The organism is Nonomuraea marmarensis, from assembly GCF_043197025.1.
In the GTDB taxonomy this organism is placed as follows: Bacteria; Actinomycetota; Actinomycetes; order Streptosporangiales; family Streptosporangiaceae; genus Nonomuraea; species Nonomuraea marmarensis.
The window spans coordinates 332,729-356,571 of sequence record NZ_JBICRM010000004.1 but is presented as its reverse complement, the minus strand read 5'-3'; the positions used below and the strand labels follow the sequence as shown (position 1 = coordinate 356,571).

Sequence of the window (23,843 nt, the reverse complement as noted above, 5' to 3'; positions counted from 1 at the left end):
TTCTCGTTAACCTCCTGCTGTAGTGGCGAATTTGGGGATGGCTGTTCCCTTCGTGTCGCGGTGAGGATTACTGTGCACGTTCACAGAAGCTTCTCAAGGGGGATGGATGTATCCGGAGCGTCCTGCCGGTATCGCCTTTGGCGGGGACTACAACCCAGAGCAGTGGCCACGCGAGGTCCTGGAGGAGGACGTGGCCCTGATGCGCGAGGCCGGGGTGAACCTGGTCAGCCTGGGACTGTTCTCGTGGGCGCTGATGGAGCCCGCGGAGGGGCGCTACGCGTTCGGCTGGCTGGACGAGATCGTCGACCGGCTGCACGCGGCGGGCGTCGCGGTCGATCTGGCCACGCCGACCGCGGCCCCGCCCGCCTGGTTCGTCGCCCGGCACCCCGACGTGCTGCCGGTGACCAGGGAGGGGACGCGGATCGGGTTCGGCGGCAGGCAGAGCGCCTGCTCCAGCGCCCCGGCCTTCCGCGCGGCGACCGCGCGGCTGGTGCGGGCGCTGGGCGAGCACTACCGCGGCCATCCCGCCGTGGTCATGTGGCACGTGCACAACGAGTACGGGGCGCCGCTCGGCGAGTGCTACTGCGAGCACAGCGTGGCGGCGTGGCGGGAGTGGCTTCGACTGAAATATCGCGATATTTCGGCATTGAACGACGCCTGGGGCGCCACCTTCTGGGGCCAGACCTACACCGACTGGTCCGAGATCGACGCCCCCCGCGCCAACCACACGGTCGTCAACCCGGCCCAGCGGCTCGACTACGCCCGCTTCAGCGACGGCCAGCACCGCGAGCACTACGCCCTGCAGCGCGACATCTTGCGCGAGCTCACCCCGGGCATCCCCGTGACCACGAACTTCGCCGGAACCGTCAACTGCAAGTCCACCGACCTGTGGCAGTGGGCCCGGGAGGTGGACGTGATCGCCAACGACCACTACCTGAAGGCCGAGCAGCCGGACAACCACATCGACCTGGCCATGTCCGCCGACCTCGCCCGCTCGGTGGCCGGGGGCGCGCCGTGGATGCTGATGGAGCACTCGGCCGGGGCGGTCAACTGGCAGCCGCGCAACGTCGCCAAGCGGCCCGGCGAGATGCGCCGCAACAGCCTCGCGCACGTCGCCCGCGGCTCGGACAGCGTGCTGTTCTTCCAGTTCAGGGCGTCGCGGTTCGGGGCGGAGAAGTTCCACTCCGGGCTGGTGCCGCACGCGGGGACCGACTCGCGGCAGTGGCGCGAGGTGGTGGAGCTGGGCGCCGACCTGCGCGGGCTCGGCGGGCTGCGGGGGAGCCGGGTGCGGGCCGAGGTGGCGCTCGTGTGGGACTGGGAGTCGTACTGGGCGCTGGAACTGGACTGGCGGCCGTCGGTGGACCTGACGTTCAGGGAACGGATGAACGCCTTCTACGAGGCGTTGTGGCGGGAGCACGTCACGGTGGACTTCGTCCACCCTTCCGCCGATATTTCGGGATATCGGGTGGTGGTGGCGCCCAGTTCGTACCTGCTGACCGAGGCGTCCGCCAAGAACCTCCACCGGTACGTGGAAGCCGGCGGCAACCTGCTCGTGTCGTACTTCTCCGGCATCGTGGACCAGCACGACACCATCCACACGGGCGCCCACCCGGGCGCGCTGCGCGAGCTGCTCGGCCTGTCGATCGAGGAGTTCCACCCGCTGCGCGAGCACGAGACCGTCAGGTTGAGCGGCGGCCTGAACGCTGCCCCGGCGGCCGGACCCGATGACCTGGACGCGGCGCGGATCTGGTCGGAGCGGGTCCGGCCGGCGGGGGCGGTGGCCGTGCGGGACTTCGCCTCGGGCCCCGACGCGGGCCACCCCGCCTTCACCCGCCACGACCTGGGCGCGGGCACCGCCTGGTACCTGGCCACGGCCCCCGTCACGGGTCTGCGCGACCTCCTCGTCCAGGTGCTCGACCACGCGAACGTGTCCCGCCCGCGCGGCCTCCCCGACACCCTCGAACTCGTGCGCAGGGGCGGCCACGTCTTCCTGATCAACCACGGCGACGAGCCGGTGACGGTCGAGGGGGTGACCGGCGTGAGCGTGTTCGACGGCGTACGCCACGACGGGCCGGTCACCGTCGAGCCCGGCGCGGTCACGGTCGTCGCGGAAGCCCCCCAACCGTAGGGAGACCCCGATGAAACGCATCCTGACCGCCCTGCTGTTACTCGCCGCTCTCGCCATCGCGCAACCGGCGCACGCCCAGGCCCGCCTCCAGATCAGGGGCGCGGACGTCTCCAGCCTCGCCAAGTCGGAGGCGCTCGGCGGCGTCTACCGCGACACCCGGGGGCGCAGAGGGGACGCGCTGCGCATCCTGTCGCAGGCGGGCCTCAACTACCTCAGGCTCAAGGTCTGGGTGAACCCGGCCGACGGCTACAACACCAAGACCCAGGTGCTCGCGATCGCCAAACGGGCCAAGGCGCAGGGCATGAAGCTGCTGGTGGACTTCCACTACTCCGACTCGTGGGCCGACCCGGGCAAGCAGGTCAAGCCCGCCGCGTGGGAGTCGCTCACGTTCGAGCAGCTCAGGCAGGCCGTGTACGACCACACGTACGACGTGCTCGACGCCCTGCGCCGCCAGGGCACCACGGCCGACATGGTCCAGGTGGGCAACGAGATCAACGGCGGCCTGCTCTGGCCGGACGGCTCCAACGCGAACTGGGCGAACACGGCCCGGCTGCTGGGCGCCGGGTACGACGCGGTCAAGAGGGTGTCGGGCGCGACCAAGGTCGTGCTGCACCTGGCGAACGGCGGCGACAACGGGCTGTACCGGTGGTGGTTCGACAACGCCGCCTCTCAGGGCATCCGGTACGACGTGATCGGGCTGTCGTACTACCCGTACTGGCACGGGACCCTGGAGGCGTTCCAGGCCAACATCAACGACGTCGCCACCAGGTACGGCAAGCCGGTGGTCGTGGTGGAGACGGCGTACCCGTTCACGACGGCGGACGACGACGGCTGGGCGAACATCATCGTGGCGGCGGAGCCGTACCCCGGCTACCAGGCGACCCCGCAGGGTCAGTCCGCGCTGCTGGCCAAGGTGGCCGACATCGTCCGCCAGGTTCCGAACGGCCTGGGCCTCGGCCTGTTCACCTGGGAGGCCACGTGGACGGGCGTCAAGGGCAACGGCTGGGACCCGGCCGACCCGTCGTCCGGCAACGGCTGGGAGAACCAGGCCCTGTTCGACTACGCCGACCGGGCACTGCCCGCGATGTCCGTTCTCGGCCACCTCTGAGAACTGACTCTCACCTGCCTGGCGGACACGATCAGCCCGACCCTGAACCGGATGGATGCGGAGCGGAACAAGACCCTGACGGCGCGGGTCCAGGCCCCCACCGAGGTCGAGTGGGCGCTGCGGATCACGGGCGAAGGTTGACATGATGGGCGTATGACGATCAAAGCGCTGGCGCCCGACGAACTGCTCACCACCACCCGCAGCGTCCGCAAGCGGCTCGATCTCGCCCGTCCCGTCCCCATGGACCTGGTCCGGGAGTGCCTGGAGATCGCCACCCAGGCGCCCACCGGCGGCAACCGGCAGCAGTGGCACTGGATCGTGGTGACCGACCCCGAGCTGCGCGCGGCGATCGGAGGCTACTACGGACGGTCGTTTCGGGCCTACTACGCCTCCGGGGCCTCGGCAGGATCGTTGTACCAGGACGACCCCGCCCGGGCGGCCGCGCAGCGGCGCGTCTCCGACAGCTCCGCCTACCTGGGCGAGCACATGGGGGACGTGCCGGTGCTGGTCATCGGGTGCATCACGTTGCCCGGCGGCGGGTTGCCGGAGGGGAACCAGGCCGGGTTGTGGGGGTCGTTGTTGCCCGCCGCCTGGAGTTACATGCTCGCCGCCCGCGCCCGTGGGCTCGGCACGGCCTGGACCACGTTGCACCTGGCGTACGAGAGCGAGATCGCCGAGCTGCTCGGCATCCCGGACGAGGTGCGGCAAGGTGTGCTCCTCCCGACCGCCTACTACACGGGCGACACGTTCAAGCCCGCGTCGCGGCAGCCGCTGGACGAAGTGCTGCACGTTGATCGCTGGTAGGCGCACAGAAGTGCTTCACGTCGATCGCCGGTAGGCGCACAGTGGAGTGAGGATCTACCGAAGGAGTGCCCGTGAAGTCCTTGCCGCTGCTGCCGACGTCGCTGGTCGGCAGCTACGCCCAGCCCGACTGGCTGATCGACCGCGCCAGGCTCGCCGGCCGGTTCCCGCCGCGCGTGCGGGCCAGGGAGTTGTGGCGCATCCCGCCCGAACGGCTCGCCCAGGCCCAGGACGACGCCACCGAGCTGGCGATCAGGGCCCAGGAACGAGCCGGGCTGGACATCATCACCGACGGGGAGATCCGCCGCGAGAGCTACTCCAACCACTTCGCCACCGCCCTGGACGGCATAGACCTCGACAATCCCGGTACGGCGCTCGACCGCAGCGGCCACCCGAACCCGGTCCCGCGCATCACCGGCCCGATCCGCCGCCCGCGCCCGATCGAGGTCGGTGACCTGCGGTTCCTGCGAGAGCACACGGACCATCTGATCAAGATGACGGTGCCGGGGCCGTTCACGATGAGCCAGCAGGCCCAGAACGACCACTATCCCGACGCCGAGGCGGCCGCGATGGACTACGCGGCGGCGGTCAACGCCGAGATCCGCGACCTGTTCGCGGCCGGGGCCGACATCGTGCAGATCGACGAGCCGTACATGCAGGCCAGGCCCGAGCCCGCGCGCGCCTACGGGCTCGCCGCGCTGAACGCCGCCCTCGACGGCGTCGTCGGCACGACGGCGGTGCACATCTGCTTCGGCTACGCGGCGATCATCCACGAGCGCCCGGAGGCGTACTCGTTCCTGCCGGAGCTGGCCGGGTGCCCGGTCGAGCAGGTATCGATCGAGACCGCGCAGTCCGGGCTCGACCTGGGCGTGTTGTCCGATCTCAAGGACAAGACGGTCATCCTCGGGGTGATCGACCTGTCCACGCCGGACGTGGAGCCGGTCGAGCTGGTGGCCGAGCGGGTGCGCAGGGCGTTCGACCGGATTCCGCCCGATCGGATCGTCATCGCCACCGACTGCGGGATGAAGTATCTGCCGCGGGAGTCCGCCGAGGGCAAGATGCGGGCCATGGCGGGTGCGGCCCGCCTGCTGCGCGGCGAATTCGGCCCTACCATGACCAACTAAGGATCATCCGATGCGAGGAGCGGAAGTGCCCGAGGAAAACGCGCCACACGGGATCGACACCGGCAAGCCCAGTGTCTCCCGCGTCTACGACTACATGCTCGGCGGCAAGGACAACTACGAGGTGGACCGCCAGGTGGCCGGGATGGCGCTGAAGATCGCGCCGGACGCGCCCGAGGCGGCCCAGGCCAACCGGGAGTTCCTGCGGCGCACGGTCCGTTACCTGGCCGCCGAGGCGGGCATCCGGCAGTTCCTCGACATCGGCTCGGGGCTGCCGACGCAGGGCAATGTGCACGAGATCGCCCAGTCCGTCGCCCCGGGATCGAGGGTCGTCTACGTCGACCACGACCCGATCGTGCTGGTCCACGGCCGCGCCCTGTTAGCCGTGGACGACAGCACCACGATCGTCGAGGCCGACATCCGCGAGCCGGACAAGATCCTCGGCGACCCGAAGACGCGCGGCCTCATCGACTTCGACGAGCCGGTCGGGCTGCTGATGTTCGCGATCCTGCACCACCTCACCGACGACGAGGGCCCGGCCGCCGTCGCCGCCGACCTCATCCGGTCGCTGGCCCCGGGCAGTCACGTGGTGATCTCGCACTTCCACAACCCCGGTGAGGCCCACCCCGAGGTGTCGAAGCAGGCGTACTCGGCCGAGAAGATCTTCAACGAGCACCTCGGCACCGGCCGGTGGCGCACCCGCGACGAGATCCTCACCTACTTCGACGGCCTCGAACTCCTGGAGCCCGGCCTGGTGCCGCTCCCCGAGTGGCGGCCGGGCCCCGACGACCACGCGACGCCGGGCATCACGTACCACACCTTCGTGGGCGGCGTGGCCCGCAAGTCGTGACTCAGGCCTCCGGCAGCTTGCCGGAGGCGACCACGTCGCGATACCAGTGGGCGCTGTCCTTCCAGGTGCGTTCCATCGTGTCCCGGTCCACGCGCACGATGCCGAACCGCTTGGCGTACCCGTGCGCCCACTCGAAGTTGTCCATCAGCGACCACACGAAATACCCGCGCACGTCCGCTCCGGCCGCGATCGCCTCGGCCACGGCCGTGAGGTGGCGGCGCAGGTAGTCGACGCGCCGCTCGTCCCGGACGCGCCCGTCGGGGTCCACGACGTCGGCGAAGGCGGCGCCGTTCTCCGTGATCATGGTGGGCGTGTCCGGATAGTCGCGGTGCAGCCGCAGCAGCAGCTCCGTCAGGCCGGTCTCGTCGATGTTCCAGCCCATCTCGGTGTACGGGCCCGGCTGGCGGACGAAGTCGATGTCCTCGCACGCGATCCACGGCGAGGCGGCCCCGTCCTGGTGCCCGTCGGCGTTCTCCCGCACGTCGGCCCCGTCCCACAGGCGCACCAGCGTGGGGTTGTAGTAGTTGACCCCGAGCACGTCCAGCGGCTGGCCGGCCGCAGCCTCGTCGCCGTCGCGCACGAACGACCAGTCGGTCACCGACGCGGTGTCGTCGATCAGGTCGCGCGGGTAGGCGCCTTCCAGCATCGGGCCGAGGAAGGCCCGGTTGGCCAGCGCGTCCGCGCGCCGCACCGCGTCTGCGTCCCGCTCGGCCACGCCGCGCACGTGGTGCAGGTTGAGCGTGACCGACATGCTCGCGCCCGGGGCCACGACCGAGCGCAGCGCCTGTACGGCCAGGCCGTGGCCGAGGTTGAGGTGGTGCACGGCGGCGAGGGCGGCGGCGGGCTCGGTCCTGGCCGGGGCGTGCACGCCGGAGGCGTAGCCGAGGTAGGCCGAGCACCACGGCTCGTTCAGGGTGGTCCAGGTGTCCACGCGGTCGCCGAGCGCCTCGCCCATGAGGCGTGCGTACTCGGCGAAGCGCAGCGCGGTGTCGCGGTGCGGCCAGCCGCCCGCGTCCTCCAGCTCCTGGGGCAGGTCCCAGTGGTAGAGGGTGGCGACGGGGGCGATGCCGCGGGTGCGCAGGCCGTCCACCAGCCGCGAGTAGAAGTCCAGCCCCGGCCGGTTGATCGGGCCGCGACCGCCGGGCTGCACGCGCGGCCAGGAGATCGAGAAGCGGTACGCGCCGACGCCCAGGCCGGCGAGGAGGTCGAGGTCCTCCTCCAGGCGGTGGTAGTGGTCGCAGGCCACGTCGCCGGTGTCGCCGTTGGCCACGAGTCCCGGCGTGTGGGAGAAGGTGTCCCAGATCGACGGGCCGCGGCCGTCCTCATCCCAGGCGCCCTCCACTTGGTAGGCGGCTGTGGCGGTGCCCCACAGGAAGTTCTCGGGGAAGGCGGGCATGATGCTCCTTAGAGGATGATCTCGATGTCGTTCTCGGAGGGCCGTAGGGCGACGACCGCGCGGGGCGTGAGGGTGACCTGGCCGGCCGCCGCCGATCCGGTCAGCAGGTCCCGGGCCGGGTGGGGGATCGGCACGCTCACCGTGGTGGGGCCGTGGTTGAGCAGGAACAGGACGTCGCCGCGGCGTACCGCCTCGACGCCCGGCGGCAACTCGGCCACGACGCCGGTGACGCCCGCGTCGGCCAGTGCCCGTGCGGTCAGTGTGCCGAGTGCCGTGGGCTCGGGCATCGTCGCCACGTACCAGGCGACTCCTCGCCCGGTTCGGTGCCGCAGCACGGTGGGCCGTCCGGCCAGGTCGCCTTCGGTGAACTCGGCCACCGCCTCGGCGCCCTCCGCCGCCATCAGCTCGGTCCAGGTGTGCGCGGCGAACTCGCCGCCGCCGGCCCACCGGCAGCGCACGGGCCGGTCCTCGGGCGCGGGCAGCCACTCCTCGCCGGACGCGCCGAGCACCTCGCGCAGCGGCGCGGGAAACCGTCCGGTACGCACGTGCGCCCGCGGATCCACCACCCCGGAGAACGGCCCGACCACCAGCACCCCGCCGCCGCGTACGTAGTCCGTCAGGCCGGCCGCGTCCCGATCGCTGACCAGGAACAGATTCGGCACCACGACCAGCGGGTAACCGCTCAGCCCGGCCCACGGCGGCACCACGTCCACGCTCACGCCGCGCTCCCAGAACGGCAGGTAGTAGCTCAGGAGCTGCTCGGTCGCGTTGAGGCGGTCGCTGGGCCCGCCGCGCTCCTCCAGCGCCCACCAGTTCGCCCAGTCGAAGACCATCGCCACCCGGGCGGGCACCTCCCGGCCCGCCACGGAGGCCAGTGTGCGCAGCTCCTGGCCGTGCGCGCGGACCTCGGCGTGCAGCCGGGTGTCCGGGCCCGCGGGCGGGACCATCGCGGCGTGGAACCGCTCGGCGCCGAAGCGCGAGGCCCGCCACTGGAAATAGCACAGCCCGTCCGCGCCGCGCGCGACCGCCTGCAGCGACTCCAGCCTGAGCTGTCCCGGCGGTTTGGGCAGGTTGTGCGGGCGCCCGTTGACGCCGTTCGCAGCCTGCTCCATCAGCAGCCACGGCCGGCCCTTCGCGAGCCCGCGCATCAGGTCGTGGGTGAGCGCAGTCCGTGCGGGGGACAGCGGGTCGCCCGGGTCGGGGTACCAGTCGTTGGAGACGATGTCCTCTTCCTGCGCCCACGACCAGTAGTCCACCGGCTTGAACAGGCCCATGAAGTTCGTGGTGACCGGAATGTCCGGAGTGCGTTCGCGCAGGATGTCGCGTTCGGCCCGGTAGTGGGCGAGCAGCGCGTCGGAGCCGAAGCGCCAGAAGTCCAGCCGCTGCGCGGGGTTGATCATGTAGGGAGCGCGGCGCGGGGTGACGATCTCGGCCCAGTCGCTGTAGTGCTGGCTCCAGAACGTGGTGCCCCACGCCTCGTTGAGCGTGTCCAGGTCGCCGTAACGCTCGCGCAGCCAGGTACGGAACGCCTTCGCGGATTCGTCGCAGTGGCAGATCTGGGTGTACTCGTTGCCGACGTGCCACAGGGCCAGGGCGGGGTGGCCCGCGTACCGGTCGGCCAGGTCGGTCACCAGGGCCAGCGCCCGCTCCCGGTAGACGGGCGACGACGGGCAGAACTGGTTGCGCGAGCCGTACCAGAGCCGGTGCCCCGACTCGTCGACCGGCAGCGTCTCCGGCCAGCGGTGGCCCAGCCACGGCGGCGGCGAGGCGGTGGGGGTGGCCAGGTCCACCGCGATGTCCCCCTCGCCGAGCAGGTCGAGCACCCGGTCCAGCCAGCCGAAGTCGCGGGCGCCCGGCTCGGGCTCGATCCGCGCCCAGCTGAACACGCCGACGGTGACCAGGTTGACCCCGGCGGCCCGCATCAGCTCGACGTCCTCGGCCCACACGTGCTCCGGCCACTGCTCGGGGTTGTAGTCCCCGCCGAACAGCAGCCCCCGCTCGCCGGTGAGCGTGTGCATCCCCAGCCGCGCCATCATGCTCCCGCCCCGAGCCGTCCTGCCGCCGCCGATGCGTCACCCGCCGACGGCCCGTCACCCGCCGCCGTGCCGTCGCGAGGGGGCGGCCCTTTGCGCGGGGGTGCGCGCTCGGCCGAAGGGCTGTTGTCGAAACGCTTCGCACAACCTAGAGTCCGTTTTGCGGAGATGTCAATGCCGTTAAATCGGACGTCCTAAAACCGCTGCCCGGGGGCTGTCAATCATCATGGCACGTCACATTACCGCCGCGGGGGAGCGGTGGAGCGGCGCTGGATCAGCTCTATCGGCCCGGCCAGCACCTCGGCCACCGGGTCGTCGGGTTTGAGGCTGCCGAGCAGGGCCACGCCGCGGCGGCCCAGCTCGGCCAGCGGCATGCGTACCGTCGTGAGGGCCGGATACAGGTAGCTGGCCAGCTCCAGATCGTGCACGGCGACGATCGAGACGTCGCGCGGGATCTCCAGCCCGGCCGAGCGCACGCCGTCCATCGCGCCGATGGCCGAGGCCACGTTCGCCACGAACACGGCCGTCGGCGGCTCGGGCACGGCGAGCAGGCGGGCCATCGCCGCCGCCCCGCCCGCGGGCGTATAGTCGGCCGCCTCGATCGGGCCCTCCGGCAGGCCCGCCTCGCGCATCGCCGCCGAATAGCCCGCCGACCTGCGGGTGGCGGTGTCGGCGTCGGACGGGCCCGCGAGGTGGGCGATGCGGCGGTGGCCGAGGCGTACGAGGTGCTCCACCGCGAGCGCGGCGGCCCGCTCGTCGTCGAGGATGACGTACCGGTTGACGCTCCTGCTGCGGTTGTTGAGCATGATCCATGGGATGGCGGCCCGGTCGAGCCGCTCTACGAGCCCCGACTCGTCGCCCGCCCCGGCCAGCAGCAGGCCGTCGATGCGGCCCTGGCCGAGCCGGTCCATGTACTCGCCGGGGCCGGCGCCGGTCGCGCTGCCGGTGACCAGCACGTACCCCAGCGAGGCCGCCTCCGCCTCCGCGCCCTTGATGATCTCGGCGTAGACGGGGTTGGCGAAGTCGGGGATGAACAGCCCGAACATGTGCGCGCGGGCCGTGCGCAGGCTGCGCGCGGCGACGTTGGGCCGGTAGCCGAGCTCCTCGATCGCCGCCAGCACTCGCTCCCGCGTCTCCGGCCGGATGTTGAGCGTGGGGTCCTTGTTGACGACGCGGGAGACGACGGCCCGGTCGACCCTCGCGATCGCGGCGACGTCGGCGAGCGTGACCCGGGAGCGCTTCATGCGAACGATCCTGGGCGCCGGCTCTCGCCGCTGTCCATCGACGCGTACAGGGCGTGCAGCAGGCGCAGGGTGCCGAGGTTGTCCGCGCCGGACGTCTCGGGCTCGCCGCCCTCGGCGACCGCCCGGAGCAGCGACCCCATCGGCCCGGCCACCGCGTCGGGCAACCACCGCGTCGTCACCGGGTACGCCAGCCAGCCGTCGGTCGGCAACACCCCGCTGTTGACCTCGAGGGTGTCGGGGCGGCCGTGCGGATAGTCGTACAGCAGGCCGAGGGTGCCCTTGATCGCGCCCTGCGTCCCGTCGATGCGGAAGGACGCCTCCTGGTCGCCCGTGCGGTTCTCGTGCGTGGCGTGCACGAGCGCGCGCACGTCCCCCGGGTACACCAGCGTGCTCATCGTCCGCGTCTCGCCCTTGGCGACCTGGCCGGGCGTGCGGCTGCCGGTGCAGAAGACGGTCTCCGGGTCGCCGAGGATCGAGCGGATGGCGTCCAGGTAGTGGATGGAGTGGTAGACGATCTCCAGCCGGTCGGTGGTGACCAGCCAGTCCCAGGCGCTCCAGTCCGTGCGGATGTTCACGGTGAACGTCATCGCCGTCGGCTCGCCGATCCACCCGGCGCGCACCATGGCGCGGGCGGCGGCGATGCCCTCGTCGAAGCGGAGCTGCTGGTTCACCGCGACCTTCAGCCCGCGGGCCGCCGCCAGCTCGACGATCTCCCTGCCGGTCGCGACGTCGGGCGCGAACGGTTTCTGGCACAGCAGGTGCATGCCGGCCGCCAGCGCCGCCCTGGCGATGCCCGGCTGCGCCTCCGGCGCGACGGCGATGTCCACCACGGCGACCCGCTCGTCGGCCAGCAACTCCGCCAGCGACCCGTACGTCCTGGGCACCGCATGGCGCGCGGCCACCTGGGCGGCCTTCGCGGAGTCGAGGTCGTACAGGCCGGTCACCTCCAGCCCGGCGCGCCGGTAGGCGGGCAGGTGGGCCACGTCCACGATGGCCCCCGCCCCGACGACGGCGACAGGCAGCCGGTGCCCGGCCGGGATGGACAGGTCTGCCGCGGCGGCGATGGGCGCGAAGACGTCGATCATGCTGACTCCTGGATGCCGTAGAAATCGGCGGCGGTGCCACCGAGCACGGCCGCGCGATCGGCGTCGGACAGACCGGACAACACCGCGCCCGTCTCCCGCCACACCTTGGCGTAGTCCCCGGCCAGCAGCGCCACCGGCCAGTCGCCGCCGAACATCAGCCGCTCGGGCCCGAACACCTCAAGAGCGTGCTCCACGTAGGGCCGCAGGTCCTCGGCCGTCCACGTCTCCGCGTCGGCCGCCGTGTTCAGCCCCGACACCTTGGCGTACACCCCGGGGCACTCGGCCGCGCGGGCGATCAGCGACGCCCACGGTTCCCAGCCCTTCTCCTTGATCGGCGGTTTGGCGAGGTGGTCGATCACCATCCGCAGCCCCGGCACCCGCTCGGCCAGCACCGGCACGTGCTCCAGGTGCCGCGGCAACACCGCCACCACGTCGAACGGCAACCCGGCCGCGGCCAGCAGCCCGAGCCCCTCGATCACCGAGTCCTGGACCACCCAGTCGGGGTCGGGCTCGTCGTGGATGAGGTGCCGCACCCCGGCGAACCTGGGATGCAGCCGGTACCGCTCCAGCGCCCCGGCCGCCTCGTCCGGCCGGTGCAGCGGCACCCAGCCCACCACCGCGCCGATGAAGTCGTGGGCGTCGGCCTGGGCGAGCATGGCGTCGGTGTCGGCGTAGGAGTCCATCGACTGCACCAGGACCGTGCGGTCGACCCCCGCCGCCGCGAGCTGCGGGATGAGCTCCGCCGGCTCGAACGTGCGGTAGATCGGCCCGGACTCCGGCGTCAGCCAGGGGTACGAACCCGTCTCCAGGTTCCAGAAGTGCTGGTGGGCGTCGACGACGGTCATCCGGCCTCCTCACATGATCAATCGATTGAGCGTGCACAACGTAGGGCTACCCGGCAGAGGTGTCAAAAGGCGGCTGCACGAGCTCCAGGGTGATCTCGTCGGGGTCGAGGAAGTAGCAGGCGAAGCCGCCCTTGTTCACGCCCGCGGTGATCTCGGCGGGCGGGTTGACGAAGCGCACCCCGGCCGCCGACAGCCGGGCGTGCTCGGCGCGGGCGTCCTCGACCGTGAGCGCCAGGTGGGCCGCGCCCGGCAGATGGCGGGCCGGGTCACGGGGGGCGCCCCTCGGGCGTACGTACTCGACCAGCTCCAGGTCGTGCGTGGAGACGCCGCGCGGCTGCCCCGGCACGGCGAGCTGGGCGACGCGCAGGACGGCGTCGGGGTAGCCGACGAGCCTGCGCGTGTAGTCGTTGTCCTGCTCCTGCCGGTGCACCAGCGTGAACCCGAGCAGGTCCCGGTAGAACCGCACGGACCTGTCGAGGTCCGCGACCGTGAAGGAGAAGTGCCAGACGCCTCTCATCGCAATGCCTCCTGCCTGATCGGGGCCTGGGGTTTGGACTCGCGGACGCGTTTCACCTGCCGCTGGCGTCCGGCGACCGTGTAGATGGCGGCGGCCACCACGACGACCGTGCCGACGATCACGCCCTGGTAGTTGGCGCCCAGGTTGAGCACGTTGAAGCCGTTGTCCAGGGTGAACAGGATGAGCGCCCCCACCACCGACTTCAGCACGCTGCCCAGGCCGCCGAACAGGGAGGTGCCGCCGAGGATGGCCGCGGCCAGCACGGTCAGCTCGGTGCCCTGCAGGCCCGTCGGGTTGATCGCCAGCAGCTTGGCCGCGAACAACACGCCGACGAAGCCGGAGCCGAGCCCGTTCAGCACGAACGCGCCGATCTTGTAGCGGTTGACGTTGATGCCGGACAGGCGCGCGGCCTCGGCGTTCGCGCCGACCGCGTACAGGCGGCGGCCGATCACCGTGTACCGCAGCACCGCCCAGGTGATCGCGGCGATCACGATCAGATAGTACGTGGGTTTGCTCAGCCGCAGGTCGAACCCGAGCACCGGGCTGAGCGCGATGGCCACCACGCCCAGGGCGACGGTCACCACGCCGATGCGGCGCGATCCGCGCACGAGCATGATCACGCCTGCGACCGCGGCCGCCGCCCCGAGAATGCCCAGAATGTGGGGGATCGTCCAGTAACCGGCCTGCAGCGCGATCAGCGACTGCTGCGCCACGGGGTCCTCGGCGGTGATCGTCCGGCCGTCGGTCAGGATGAGCACCAGCCCGCGTACCGCCGTCATGGTGCCCAGCGTCACGATGAACGCGTTGATGCCGACGAGTTGCACGATCAGCCCGTTCACCGCCCCGCACACCAGCCCCGCGCCGAGCGCGATCGCCAGCGCGGCCGGGAGGCCGAGCGGGGCGACCAGGCTGAGCACGGTCGCGGCCGAGAACGCGGCCACCGACGCGACGGACAGGTCGAAGTTGCCGCTGATCAGGACCACCGTGGTGAAGACGGCGAGGATCGCGATCAGCGACGACTGGTCCAGGACGTTGATGATGTTCGTCGGCGACATGTAGGGCGGGCGGCCCAACTGGGCGCTGAGCAGCGTCAGGATGGCGACGATCAGCAGCAGGGCGTAGACCACGCCCGCGTTGCCCGGCCTGAGCGCCGCCGCCAGCCGCGAGCGTCTCACTGCGGATCGCCTCCCTCGCCGAATCCGTTCGCCAGCATCAGCAACTCCTCCTCGGATGTCTCGTGTGCCGGTCGTTCGGCGACGATCCGGCCCTCGCGCACGACCAGCACCCGGGTCGCCACCGCGAGGATCTCCTCGAACTCGCTGCTCACCACGAGCACCGCGCCGCCACCGGCGGCGAAGGCGCGGACGAGTTCGAGGATGTCGGCCTTGGCCCCGACGTCCACCCCGGCGGTGGGCTCGTCGAGCATGAACACCCGCGCGCCGCCGTACAACCATTTGCCGAACACGACCTTCTGCGCGTTCCCGCCGGACAGCTCGGTCGGCAGGGCGTCCGGGCCCGGGCAGACGATGCCGAGGTCGGCGATGGCCCGCTCGGCGCGCTCGGCCTCGGCGGACTCGCGCGGCAACGACCGGCCCGACGACAACGACGCCAGGTGGGGCAGCGAGATGTTCTGCCAGATCGGGAACGTGCCCACCAGTCCCTGCGCGCCTCGGTCCTCGGGCACGAGCGCCATGCCCGCCGCCACCGCCGCGCGCGGGCTGCGGCGCACCGGGCGGCCCTCGACCCGCACCTCGCCGTGCGCCCGCGAGTCCGCGCCGTAGACGGCGTGCAGGATCTCCGAACGCCCCGAGCCGAGCAGCCCGGCGAACCCGATCACCTCGCCCGCCCTGGCCTCGAACGACACCTCGCGTACGCCGGTGGCCGAGCTCAGCCCGCGTACCGACAGCAGCACCGGGGCGTCCCGCGCGACCGGCGCGGCGCTGCGCCGCTCCACGGCCAGCAGGTCACGGCCGACGATGACCTGGACGAGCTTGTCCTCGTCGTAGTCGGCGGTCGCGCCCTCGTCCACGACCGTGCCGTCCCGCAAAACGGTGACCCGGTCGGTCAGGGACAACACCTCGTCCAGGAAGTGCGAGACGTACAGGAAGGCCGTGCCCTGTGCGGACAGCCGCCGTACCACGTCGAACACCACCTGACGCTCGCCCTCGGCGAGCGAGGCGGTCGGCTCGTCCATCACGACCAGTTCGGCGCCCGTCGCGAGGGCCTGGAGGATCGCCACCATCTGCCGCTCGCCGATGGCCAGGTCGGCGACCTCGGCGTCGGGGTCGATGTGGTAATTGACCCGCTCCAGCAGCGCGGCGAACTCCGCGCGCCGGGAGCGCGGCCGCCGCCAGGGGCCCGCGGTGCCGAGGAAGACGTTCTCCAGCACGGTCAGCGTGGGCGCGAGCGGCACGTGCTGCATGATCGTCGCCACGCCGGCCTTCCTGGCGGCTCCGGGGGTGCGCCAGTCGACCTCCTCGCCCTTCCAGCGCACGACGCCCGTGGTCGGCGCGTGGGCGCCGGCGATGACCTTGATCATCGTGGACTTGCCCGCGCCGTTGGCGCCGACCAGCCCGTGCACGCTGCCCGGGTGGACGGTGAGCCGGGCGTCCTTGAGCGCGACGGTGCCGTTCGGGAACGACTTCCCGATGCCTTCCAGGGAAAGCAGGCTCACCATTGCGGCGTGCAATCGTTGAGGTTGTCCTTGGTGATGGCAGGCGTGTCGTACGTGACGAAGGCCGCGTCCTGCTTCTTCTGCCCGGTCAGGTGCTGGTAGAGGGTGTCCAGGGCGAGCTTGCCGAGGTCCTCCGGCTTGTAGCAGACGGTGCCGGAGATGGCGCCCGACTTCACCGCGTCGATCCCGAGCTTGCTGCCGCCGATACCGACGATCTTGGCCTTGGAGCCGGCCGCCTGGACCGCCTTGGCGCAGCCCACGGCCATGTCGTCGGACTGGGCGTAGAAGAGCTGCGTGTCGGGGTGGGACGAGAGCATGTTCTGGCAGGCCGACTGGGCCTTGTCCTGCACCCAGTCGCCCGGCTGGCGGGCCACGACCTCGTACGTCGCGCCCTTGGCCGCGGCCGACTTCGGGAACTCCTGGAAGCGGTTGACCACCTCGGCGAACCCGGCCTGGCCCTCCACGATCGCCAGCTTGCCGCCGCCCGGCACGACGCCGGCGGCGATCTCGCCGGCCTTGCCGCCCGCGGCGTACTCGTCCTGGGTGGCCAGCGCCACCAGACCGGGGTAGACGTCCTTGAGCTTGCGGGTCTTGGGGTCGCCGACCTGGGAGGCCACGGCCACGGTGGGGATGTTCGAGGCTTTGAGCCGGTCGGTCAGGCCCTGCGCGACGCCGGAGTCGACCGGCAGCATGAGCACGCCGTCGGGCTGCTGGGCGATGAGGTCCTGGATGTCGTTGCTCTGCTTGTCCGCCTTGCCCTGCGCGTCCAGCTCGACGATCTTCACGCCGAGCTTCGTGGCCTCCTCCTTGATGCCCTTGCCGATGGCGGCCGGGAACGGGAAGCTCAGGCCCAGATTGGAGACACCGATCGTGTACTCCTTCTTGCCCGTCGCGTTGGTGGATCCGCCACAGGCCGTCGCGCCCGAGATAAGCCCGATGATGAGCGGGGTGGCGACGAGGATTGCCTTCTTCATGATGCTCCTGCTGTGGTCAATCGTTTGACTTGTGGATCAGGGCGCGTAGCTCGTCCGCGATGCGGGCGGCGTCCGGCACCAGGGCCTGCGCCAGCACCTGCGCGGCGGGCATCCGCACGTCGGGGGTGCCGATCCGGAGCGGCGGCGCGGCCAGCGGCACCCCGGCCGCCGCGACGCGGGCGACGACCTCGGCGCCGAAGCCGCCGGTGACGTTCGCCTCGTGGACGACCGCCAGCCTGCGGGTACGGCCCGCGCTCCCGACGACCGCCCCGGTGTCGAACGGGTTGAGCCACGGCGTCTCCAGCACCTCGGCCTCGATCCCTTCGCCGGCCAGGGCGCCGGCCGCCTCCAGCACCCGGTGGGTCATCGCGCCCCAGGTGACGACGGTGACGTCGGAGCCCCTGCGGCGGGTGCGCGCCCCGCCCATCGGCTGGACCGGGCCGCCCGTCTCGACGTGCTCCTTCCGGCCGAAGTACAACGTGCGGTTCTCGATCACCAGCGTCGGGTCGTCGCCGTGCACGGCGGTGACCAGCAGGTCGTAGGCGTCCTGAGGTGTGCTCGGCATGCACACGCGCAGCCCCGGCACGTGCAGGAACAACGCCTCCAGGCACTGCGAGTGCTGCGCGCAGGCGCCGGGCGCGTGCCCTGCTGGGTGCGGATCGTCAGCGGCGCCCGCAACCGGCCGGCCGACACGTAACGCACGTTGGCCGCCTGGTTGACGATCTGGTCCAGCGCCACCAGGGAGAAGTCGGCCCACATGATCTCGACGATCGGGCGGCGGCCGAACATCGCCGCGCCCACCGCGCTGCCCAGGATGGCCGACTCGCTGATCGGGGTGTCGAACGCCCGGTCGCCGTACTGCTTGCGCAGGCCCCGGGTCACGCCGAAGACGCCGCCCGGCACGCCGACGTCCTCGCCGTACACGAGGGTCTCCGGCAGCTCCTCCATGAGCCGGTGCAGGGCCGCGTTCACGGCCTCGCCGTAGGACAGGTCAGGCATACAGGTGCTCCCTTGCGGTGGCGGGGTCGGCCAGGGGCGCGGCGAGCGCGGCCGCGGCGGCGGACTCGATCTCGGCCCGCGCCGTGCGCTCCACCGCGTCGAGGTCCGCGGCGGGCACCCCGTCGGCGAGCAGGCCCGCGCGCAGCCGGGCGATCGGCTCCCTGCGCCTGATCCGGTCCAGCTCGCCGGGCTGCCGGTAGGTCTCGGCGTCGCCGATGTAGTGGCCGACCAGGCGCTCGGTCATGCACTCCAGCAGCGTCGGGCCGCCGCCCTCGCGGGCGACCTCCAGGGCGTCGCGCACGTGGAAGCGCACCGCCTCGGCGTCGTTGCCGTCGATCCGGTGACCCGGCATCCCGTACGCGGCCGCGCGGTCGGCCAGGCGCGGGTTGGCCACCATGCCGGCGATCGGCGTCAGCTCGGAGTAGCGGTTGTTCTCGCAGACGAACACGACGGGCAGGGAGAAGGCGGCGGCGAAGTTCATCGCCTCGTGCACCGCGCCCTGGTTCATCGCGCCGTCGCCGAAGACGGTCACGGCGGCCCGGTTCGAGCCGTCGTACCTGCCCGCCAGCGCCGCCCCGCAGGCGATCGGCGCGCCGCCGCCCACGATCGAGTTCTCGCCGTGGAAGCCGTACTCGGCGGCGGTGAAGTACGCCGAGCCGCCCCGGCCGCCGTTGACGCCGGTCGCCCGGCCCATCAGCTCGGCGAACAGCGGCTCGGCCGGCACGCCCCTGGCCAGCGCCCAGCCGTGGCCGCGGTAGGTCGCGAACAGCGCGTCCTGCGCTTCCAGCTCGTCGCACGCGCCGACCGGGATGGCCTCCTGGCCGATGCACAAATGCACCGAACCCACGATCGGGCCCTCGGCCCGCAGGTCGCGCACCTTCTCCTCGAACGCGCGGATCCGCCACATGGCCAGCAGATCCGCGAGCCGTCGCTCACTCATCGATCGTCTCTCCAGGCGTCCAGGGCCGCGGCGCAGATCGCCTCGGCGTCTCCGATGTAGGACTCGGGCGGGATGGGCAGCGCGCCCAGGCCGGCGAGGTCGTCGGGCCCGGCCAGGTCGCGCAGCGCGTCGGCCAGCGCCCGCCCGTGCTCCCGCGCCTCGTGCGCCGCCTGGTAGACCAGGTCGTGCGCCTTCTCCCGGCCCAGCGCGGGGGCCAGGCGCATCATGTACGCCTCCGCCATGATCAGGCCGCCCTCCGCCCCCAGGTTGGCCCGCATCGCCTCCGGGTAGACCCGCAGGCCCGCGGCGACCTCGGCGGCGGTGGCCAGCGCGCCCGCGCCCAGCTCGGCCAGCAGCGGCACGACGTACCACTCCACCTGCCACTCGCCGGCCGCCCGCTCGTGCCCGGCCTCCATCGCGCGGAACAGGCCCGAGCTGAGCGCCCCGGCCGTGCCCGACATGCCGATCACGGCCTCGCAGCCGATCGGGTTGGCCTTCTGCGGCATCGTCGAGGACGCGCCGCGATGGTGGCCGCCCGCCTCGCGCACCTCGCCGACCTCGGTTCGCGACAGGTCCACGACCTCGCGGGCGAAACGGGCCGCCGTCGCCGCCAGGGACGCGCACGTCACACCGAACTCGGCGACGCCGTCCCTGGCCACGTGCCACGGCACCTCGGTCGTACGCAGGCCGAGCCGGTTCGCCACGCCCTGGCGTACCTGCGAGGAGCGCTCGCCCATGGCCGCGGACGTGCCGCCCGCGCCGAACAGCGACACGACCCGCACCCGCTGTGCGGCCGTGGTCACCCGCTCGCGCTGCCGGGCCGCCTCCGCCAGCAGCACCGCCATCTTCGCCCCGAACGTCGTGGGCACCGCCTGCTGGGCATGTGTGCGCGCGGCGATCACGGTGCCCGCGTGCTCGGCCACCATCCGGGCCAGGGCGTCGCCGAACGAGCCCAGCAGCGCTCCCAGGTGGTCGAGCGCCTCGCCCATCTGCAGGGACAAGCCGGTGTCCATGATGTCCTGCGTGGTCGCGCCGTAGTGCACGCGGCCGTTGGGGCCGTCGGGCAGCGCCGCCGCGATCATCCGTACCAGCGGCAGGATGGGGTAGCCCACGTTCACCGCCTCCGACCAGAGGCGCTCGATATCGATGTTCCCGGGCACGCAGGCCGCGGCGATCGCCTGCGCGTCGGCGTCCGTGATCACGCCCGCCTCGGCCTGGGCGCGGGCGAGCGCGGCCTCCGTGCGCAGCCAGGCGAGCACGGTCCGCTCGGCCGAGAAGATCCCGGCCATCTCGCCGTCGCCGAACAGCTCGGGCAGCAGCTTGAACGTCTGGCGCAAGGTCAGTTCATCTCCAGTCCGCCGTCGACGTTCAACGCCTGGCCCGTGATGAACGACGCCAGGTCGCTGGCCAGGAACAACACCGCCGAAGCGACCTCCTCGGGACGCCCGGGGCGGCCCAGCGGCGAACGCGCGCCGACCTCCTTCAGGTAGGCCGCGCCCGCGTTCTCGCCGAACCTGCGGTCGCGGTCGCTGATGATCTCGTCCCACATGGCCGTGAGGAAGACGCCGGGGCAGACCGCGTTCACGCGTACCGGGGCCAGCGCCTCGGCCGCCGACTTCGTCAGGGAGAGCAGCGCCGTCTTGGTGGCCGAATAGTGCGCCGCGTTGGGACGGCCCGAACGGGCGGCCACCGAGGCGAGGGTCACGATCGAGCCGCCGCCCTGCCCGGCCATCCGCCGCCCGACCGCCTGGGTGAGCCAGAACGTGGCGTTCAGGTTGACGTCCACGATGCGCAGCCACTCGGCGGCCTCGATGTCCAGCAGCGGGGTGGTGCGCATGACGCCCGCGCAGTTCACCAGCACGTCGATCCGGTCCAGCCCACCCGCCAGGGCCGCCGCCTGGGCCGGGTCCGTGAGGTCGGCCGCCCTGGCCGGGACGCCCAGCTCGGCTGCCGCCTCGGCCAGCCGCGCGCCCTCCAGGTCGGAGAGCACGACGTCCGCTCCGGCGTCGGCCAGCGCGCGGGCGCAGGCGAACCCGAGACCTCCCGCGCCGCCCGTGACGAGCGCCGTGCGCCCCGTCAGGTCGATCGTGACAGCCATCCCCGATGGTCTCCCTCGTGTCGGTCAAACGTTTGACCACAACGTAGCAGCGGCCTCACAAACCGAACAAGAGGGAGGTCAATCGTTTTTCTTCGGAAATTTCCCCATGCTTAACGCCGGGCGCTCAATGCCAGCCGAGCTCCGCGTGGAAGGCGGCGCGCGCCCGCTCGAAGGCGGCGCGGTCGAGCACCCCGCCCTTGTGGGGGCCCTCGGCGATCGGCTCGTCGTGCAGCCGCGCGGGCAGCTCGCCGGCACCGCCGCCGCCCTCCCGGGCCGCATAGGCGTGCAGGTCGTCGAGCCGCCGCTGCCCGGCTTCGAGGAGGTCGGCCAGGGTGAACTCGGTGCCGAGCACGGCGGTGACCAGCGCGGTCAGGTGGTCGATGGTCAGCGGACGGGTGGGGGAGGAGGCGAACACGCACAGGTTGAGCGCGTCGAGGCCACTCCAGAGCCGCAACAGCCGGGCGCTGCGGCGGCCTCGCTCCTCGTCCAGCGCGCCGGCCGGGGCGGGCTCGGCCGCGATCCGCCTCGCCTCGGGGAAGCTGTAAGCCAGCCCGGCGACCGGGTCGAAGTCGAGGTCGTGCTCCAGGGCGTCGTAGCGGGGCCCGTTGGGGGCGATCGCGTATCCGAGGCCGATGCCCGGCTGGATCCGCGGGTCGAAGCAGGGCAACTCGGCGCCCTTGACGGTCATCGCGTAGGGCACGGTCTCGGGTCCCAGCTTCGCGGCCGCCCGCGCCGCGCCCTCGGCCAGCAGGTCGCCGAGGTCTCCGGCGCGGGTCGCGACGTCGTGGATCAGCCCGGGCAGCGCCGCCGCGTCGCGGAACGCGGGCCCGGAGGCGAGCAGGCCGCGCTCGGCGCACTCCATCGCGAAGGCCAGCGTGCCGCCGAGGGAGACGGGGTCGAGGCCGAGGTCGTTGCAGCGGGCGTTCGCGCCGAGGACGGTGTCGAGGTCGTCGATCCCGAGGTTCCAGCCGAGCGACAGGAACGCCTCCTGCCCCAGCCCGCCGGGCCTGCTCTCGGCGAGGTCCCCTGGCGCGTACACCTTGAGGCAGTCATTCGGGCACCCTGGACACCCGCCGGTGGTGGCCACCGCCCGGCCGTCGTAGTCCCGGGCCTCGGGGACCCGCAACCCGGCCGGGCCGGTCACGGAGAAGTTCCGCACGGAGGCGTACCCGGGAGCGGGTGGCTCGCCGACCCACCCGGCGAAGCCGGGCAGTCCGGCCTGGAGCGCGGCCAGGGGGTTCGTGGCCAGCGAGGCCCGGTAGTAGGCGGCCAGCCCGGCGACCGCGTCCGGGTCGGCGACCTGCGCCGGGGCGTCGCCCACGCACACGATCGCCTTGAGGTTCTTGGCGCCGAAGACGGCACCCAGGCCGTAACGTGCGGCGGGATACGCGTAGTCGGTCACCACGCTCGCATACCGGACGAGGTTCTCCCCGGCGGGCCCGATCGCCGCGACGTGCGCGCCCTCCCCACAGCGAGCCCGCAACGCATCCGTGGTGGCCGCGGTGCCGAGCCCGCGCAGCTCCTCGGCCTCGTGACACGAGACCTCGCCACCCTGGACCAGCAGGTAGGACAGCCGTTCGGCGCGCCCCACGACGGCCAGCGCCTTGGCGCCCGCACCGCGGATCCCGGCCGCGAACGGTCCCAGCGCATGCGACTCCCCGGCCACCCCCGTCAACGGCGACTTGGCCAGGAACACCGCCTTGGCCAGCCCCGGCGCCGCAGTCCCGCCCAGCATTCCCGCCGCCACGTACAGCAGGGCCCGCGGATCGTACGGATCCAGCCCCGCGGGCGTGCGCTCGGCCAGCAGCCGCAGCCCGAGGATGGACCCGCCGAAATGCCCCCTCTCGGTGGATCGATCTTCGCGTTCCACATTTCCGCTGGTCAGGTCAACGATGAAGGGCATGGCCAAGCCTTCCTCTAGTTGACCGGGGTGCGCGGAGACGAGCCCGACAGCACGTCGGCGACGTTGGCCACGGCCAGGCCGCACATGCGCTCCCTGGTGACCGTGCCCGCGCTGCCGATGTGCGGCGTCAGCACGGCGTTGTCCAGCTCCACCAGCGCCGGGTTCACGCTGGGCTCACCTTCGAACACGTCCAGCCCAGCCGCCGCGATTCCGCCCGTGCGCAGCGCCTCCACCAGCGCCTGCTCGTCCACGATGCCACCGCGGGCGGTGTTGACGAGCACAGCTGTTGGCTTCATCCGGCCGAGCGCGCGGGCGTCGATGAGGTGGCGGGTGGCCGGCGTGAGCGGGCAGTGCACGCTCACCACGTCGCTGCGCTCCAGCAGGGTCTCCAGGTCGGCGATCTCCACCGGCTCGGCTCCGAGGGGAGCGGAGGTGGGCGTGGCCAGGATCTTCATGTCGAACGCCCTGGCCCGCCGGGCCACGGCTCGGCCGATCCGCCCGTACCCGATGATCCCGAGGGTCGTGCCGGCGCTGAGGTCGAGCCCGAGCAACATCCGCGGCCCCCACACCCAGGGCGTGCGCTTCCTGAGCAGCCGGTCGCCGTCGAGCACCCGGCGGGCGGCGGCCAGCATCAGCGCCATGGTCAGGTCCGCGGTCGCCCCGTCGAGCACGCCCGGCGTGTTGGTCACCCGGACGCCGCGCTCGGTGGCGGCGGGCACGTCGATGTTGTCGTAGCCCACCGCGACGTTGGCCACGACCTTCAGGCCGGGCCCCGCGGCGTCGAGGAACTCGGCGTCGACGCGTTCGGTGAGCGTGCAGATCACGGCCTCGGCGCCCTTGACCCGCTCCAGCAACTCGTGCCGGTCCGGCGGTTCCTCGCCCCCGGACGTGACAGGGCCGAGCCGCCCCACCTCGGCCATCGCGGCGTCCGTCAGCACCCGGGTCACATAGATCATCGCCCTACCACTTTCGCGCAGCCGTCCACGGCTCCGCAGCTTAGAGGACTCGGCCGGGTGGCATTCCCGGTACCCGCGTCTCGGCGCTACGACGGGTGAGAACCGGGCCGAATCCTCCTGAGCGGTGCTCAGGCCTTGATCATTGGACCTATCGTGCCGAATCCGCATATG

The 23,843-nt window shown here is 72.1% G+C and carries 21 protein-coding genes; 5 read left to right on the top strand and 16 right to left on the bottom strand.

Annotated features, from left to right (window positions below):
* The first annotated feature begins 106 nt into the window (after positions 1-106).
* From ACFLIM_RS09045 to ACFLIM_RS09025, 5 genes are all read left to right on the top strand, one after another.
* Complete coding sequence (locus ACFLIM_RS09045) at positions 107-2,128, top strand: beta-galactosidase (RefSeq protein WP_393163978.1); 2,022 nt, start codon at positions 107-109, stop codon at positions 2,126-2,128.
* A 10-nt stretch (positions 2,129-2,138) separates the two neighbouring features.
* Positions 2,139-3,236, top strand: a complete 1,098-nt coding sequence (locus tag ACFLIM_RS09040; RefSeq protein WP_393163976.1) for a glycoside hydrolase family 53 protein — start codon at positions 2,139-2,141, stop codon at positions 3,234-3,236.
* Between the two features lie 153 nt (positions 3,237-3,389).
* Positions 3,390-4,040 (top strand): nitroreductase family protein, encoded by a 651-nt coding sequence (locus ACFLIM_RS09035; protein WP_393163974.1) that lies wholly within the window; start codon positions 3,390-3,392, stop codon positions 4,038-4,040.
* 71 nt (positions 4,041-4,111) lie between these two features.
* Positions 4,112-5,161, top strand: a complete 1,050-nt coding sequence (locus ACFLIM_RS09030) for a uroporphyrinogen decarboxylase family protein (RefSeq protein WP_393163972.1) — start codon at positions 4,112-4,114, stop codon at positions 5,159-5,161.
* A 10-nt stretch (positions 5,162-5,171) separates the two neighbouring features.
* Positions 5,172-6,008 carry an SAM-dependent methyltransferase gene (locus ACFLIM_RS09025; RefSeq protein ID WP_393163970.1) on the top strand — a complete coding sequence of 279 codons (837 nt, stop codon included), beginning with the start codon at positions 5,172-5,174 and terminating at the stop codon, positions 6,006-6,008.
* Position 6,009: 1 nt separating this feature from the next.
* Here ACFLIM_RS09025 and ACFLIM_RS09020 read toward each other — a convergent pair whose 3' ends face one another.
* The 16 genes from ACFLIM_RS09020 to ACFLIM_RS08945 form a co-directional block, all read right to left on the bottom strand.
* Positions 6,010-7,404, bottom strand: a complete 1,395-nt coding sequence (locus ACFLIM_RS09020; RefSeq protein ID WP_393163968.1) for a GH1 family beta-glucosidase — start codon at positions 7,402-7,404, stop codon at positions 6,010-6,012.
* 8 nt (positions 7,405-7,412) lie between these two features.
* Entirely contained in the window at positions 7,413-9,440 is a 2,028-nt protein-coding gene (locus ACFLIM_RS09015) for a beta-galactosidase (RefSeq protein WP_393163966.1), read from the bottom strand.
* Between the two features lie 236 nt (positions 9,441-9,676).
* Positions 9,677-10,681 carry a LacI family DNA-binding transcriptional regulator gene (locus ACFLIM_RS09010; protein ID WP_393163964.1) on the bottom strand — a complete coding sequence of 335 codons (1,005 nt, stop codon included), beginning with the start codon at positions 10,679-10,681 and terminating at the stop codon, positions 9,677-9,679.
* Complete coding sequence (locus tag ACFLIM_RS09005; RefSeq protein WP_393163962.1) at positions 10,678-11,766, bottom strand: Gfo/Idh/MocA family protein; 1,089 nt, start codon at positions 11,764-11,766, stop codon at positions 10,678-10,680. Before ACFLIM_RS09005 ends, ACFLIM_RS09010 begins: the two co-directional genes overlap by 4 nt.
* Entirely contained in the window at positions 11,763-12,611 is an 849-nt protein-coding gene (locus tag ACFLIM_RS09000) for an amidohydrolase family protein (RefSeq protein WP_393163960.1), read from the bottom strand. The genes ACFLIM_RS09005 and ACFLIM_RS09000 overlap by 4 nt, the downstream gene beginning before the upstream one ends.
* A 46-nt stretch (positions 12,612-12,657) precedes the next feature.
* Complete coding sequence (locus tag ACFLIM_RS08995) at positions 12,658-13,128, bottom strand: VOC family protein (protein WP_393163958.1); 471 nt, start codon at positions 13,126-13,128, stop codon at positions 12,658-12,660.
* Positions 13,125-14,303 carry an ABC transporter permease gene (locus tag ACFLIM_RS08990; protein ID WP_393163956.1) on the bottom strand — a complete coding sequence of 393 codons (1,179 nt, stop codon included), beginning with the start codon at positions 14,301-14,303 and terminating at the stop codon, positions 13,125-13,127. Before ACFLIM_RS08990 ends, ACFLIM_RS08995 begins: the two co-directional genes overlap by 4 nt.
* On the bottom strand, positions 14,300-15,817 hold the full coding sequence (locus tag ACFLIM_RS08985) for a sugar ABC transporter ATP-binding protein (protein WP_393163954.1): 1,518 nt from the start codon (positions 15,815-15,817) through the stop codon (positions 14,300-14,302). Before ACFLIM_RS08985 ends, ACFLIM_RS08990 begins: the two co-directional genes overlap by 4 nt.
* Positions 15,799-16,776 (bottom strand): sugar ABC transporter substrate-binding protein, encoded by a 978-nt coding sequence (locus ACFLIM_RS08980; protein ID WP_393163952.1) that lies wholly within the window; start codon positions 16,774-16,776, stop codon positions 15,799-15,801. Before ACFLIM_RS08980 ends, ACFLIM_RS08985 begins: the two co-directional genes overlap by 19 nt.
* Positions 16,777-16,792: 16 nt before the next feature.
* Entirely contained in the window at positions 16,793-17,362 is a 570-nt protein-coding gene (locus tag ACFLIM_RS08975) for a transketolase C-terminal domain-containing protein (protein ID WP_393164045.1), read from the bottom strand.
* Positions 17,269-17,775 carry a hypothetical protein gene (locus ACFLIM_RS08970; RefSeq protein WP_393163950.1) on the bottom strand — a complete coding sequence of 169 codons (507 nt, stop codon included), beginning with the start codon at positions 17,773-17,775 and terminating at the stop codon, positions 17,269-17,271. Before ACFLIM_RS08970 ends, ACFLIM_RS08975 begins: the two co-directional genes overlap by 94 nt.
* Positions 17,768-18,715, bottom strand: a complete 948-nt coding sequence (locus ACFLIM_RS08965) for a thiamine pyrophosphate-dependent dehydrogenase E1 component subunit alpha (protein WP_393163948.1) — start codon at positions 18,713-18,715, stop codon at positions 17,768-17,770. The genes ACFLIM_RS08970 and ACFLIM_RS08965 overlap by 8 nt, the downstream gene beginning before the upstream one ends.
* On the bottom strand, positions 18,712-20,052 hold the full coding sequence (locus ACFLIM_RS08960; RefSeq protein ID WP_393163945.1) for a lyase family protein: 1,341 nt from the start codon (positions 20,050-20,052) through the stop codon (positions 18,712-18,714). Before ACFLIM_RS08960 ends, ACFLIM_RS08965 begins: the two co-directional genes overlap by 4 nt.
* Before the next feature lie 2 nt (positions 20,053-20,054).
* A complete protein-coding gene (locus ACFLIM_RS08955) occupies positions 20,055-20,813 on the bottom strand; it encodes an SDR family NAD(P)-dependent oxidoreductase (protein WP_393163943.1) in 759 nt (252 codons plus the stop codon).
* A 124-nt stretch (positions 20,814-20,937) separates the two neighbouring features.
* Positions 20,938-22,716 carry an aldehyde ferredoxin oxidoreductase C-terminal domain-containing protein gene (locus tag ACFLIM_RS08950; protein ID WP_393163941.1) on the bottom strand — a complete coding sequence of 593 codons (1,779 nt, stop codon included), beginning with the start codon at positions 22,714-22,716 and terminating at the stop codon, positions 20,938-20,940.
* 14 nt (positions 22,717-22,730) lie between these two features.
* Positions 22,731-23,672, bottom strand: a complete 942-nt coding sequence (locus tag ACFLIM_RS08945) for a 2-hydroxyacid dehydrogenase (RefSeq protein WP_393163938.1) — start codon at positions 23,670-23,672, stop codon at positions 22,731-22,733.
* Positions 23,673-23,843: the final 171 nt, after the last annotated feature.

Excerpts from the sequence above, each read along its gene's own strand:
- ACFLIM_RS09045 (WP_393163978.1), top strand. The coding sequence starts at position 107 with ATGTATCCGGAGCGTCCTGCCGGTATCGCCTTTGGCGGGGACTACAAC.
- ACFLIM_RS09040 (WP_393163976.1), top strand. The coding sequence starts at position 2,139 with ATGAAACGCATCCTGACCGCCCTGCTGTTACTCGCCGCTCTCGCCATC.
- ACFLIM_RS09035 (WP_393163974.1), top strand. The coding sequence starts at position 3,390 with ATGACGATCAAAGCGCTGGCGCCCGACGAACTGCTCACCACCACCCGC.
- ACFLIM_RS09025 (WP_393163970.1), top strand. The coding sequence starts at position 5,172 with ATGCGAGGAGCGGAAGTGCCCGAGGAAAACGCGCCACACGGGATCGAC.
- ACFLIM_RS09020 (WP_393163968.1), bottom strand. The coding sequence starts at position 7,404 with ATGCCCGCCTTCCCCGAGAACTTCCTGTGGGGCACCGCCACAGCCGCC.
- ACFLIM_RS09015 (WP_393163966.1), bottom strand. The coding sequence starts at position 9,440 with ATGATGGCGCGGCTGGGGATGCACACGCTCACCGGCGAGCGGGGGCTG.
- ACFLIM_RS09010 (WP_393163964.1), bottom strand. The coding sequence starts at position 10,681 with ATGAAGCGCTCCCGGGTCACGCTCGCCGACGTCGCCGCGATCGCGAGG.
- ACFLIM_RS09005 (WP_393163962.1), bottom strand. The coding sequence starts at position 11,766 with ATGATCGACGTCTTCGCGCCCATCGCCGCCGCGGCAGACCTGTCCATC.
- ACFLIM_RS09000 (WP_393163960.1), bottom strand. The coding sequence starts at position 12,611 with ATGACCGTCGTCGACGCCCACCAGCACTTCTGGAACCTGGAGACGGGT.
- ACFLIM_RS08995 (WP_393163958.1), bottom strand. The coding sequence starts at position 13,128 with ATGAGAGGCGTCTGGCACTTCTCCTTCACGGTCGCGGACCTCGACAGG.
- ACFLIM_RS08980 (WP_393163952.1), bottom strand. The coding sequence starts at position 16,776 with ATGAAGAAGGCAATCCTCGTCGCCACCCCGCTCATCATCGGGCTTATC.
- ACFLIM_RS08970 (WP_393163950.1), bottom strand. The coding sequence starts at position 17,775 with ATGCCTGACCTGTCCTACGGCGAGGCCGTGAACGCGGCCCTGCACCGG.
- ACFLIM_RS08965 (WP_393163948.1), bottom strand. The coding sequence starts at position 18,715 with ATGAGTGAGCGACGGCTCGCGGATCTGCTGGCCATGTGGCGGATCCGC.
- ACFLIM_RS08955 (WP_393163943.1), bottom strand. The coding sequence starts at position 20,813 with ATGGCTGTCACGATCGACCTGACGGGGCGCACGGCGCTCGTCACGGGC.
- ACFLIM_RS08950 (WP_393163941.1), bottom strand. The coding sequence starts at position 22,716 with ATGCCCTTCATCGTTGACCTGACCAGCGGAAATGTGGAACGCGAAGAT.
- ACFLIM_RS08945 (WP_393163938.1), bottom strand. The coding sequence starts at position 23,672 with ATGATCTATGTGACCCGGGTGCTGACGGACGCCGCGATGGCCGAGGTG.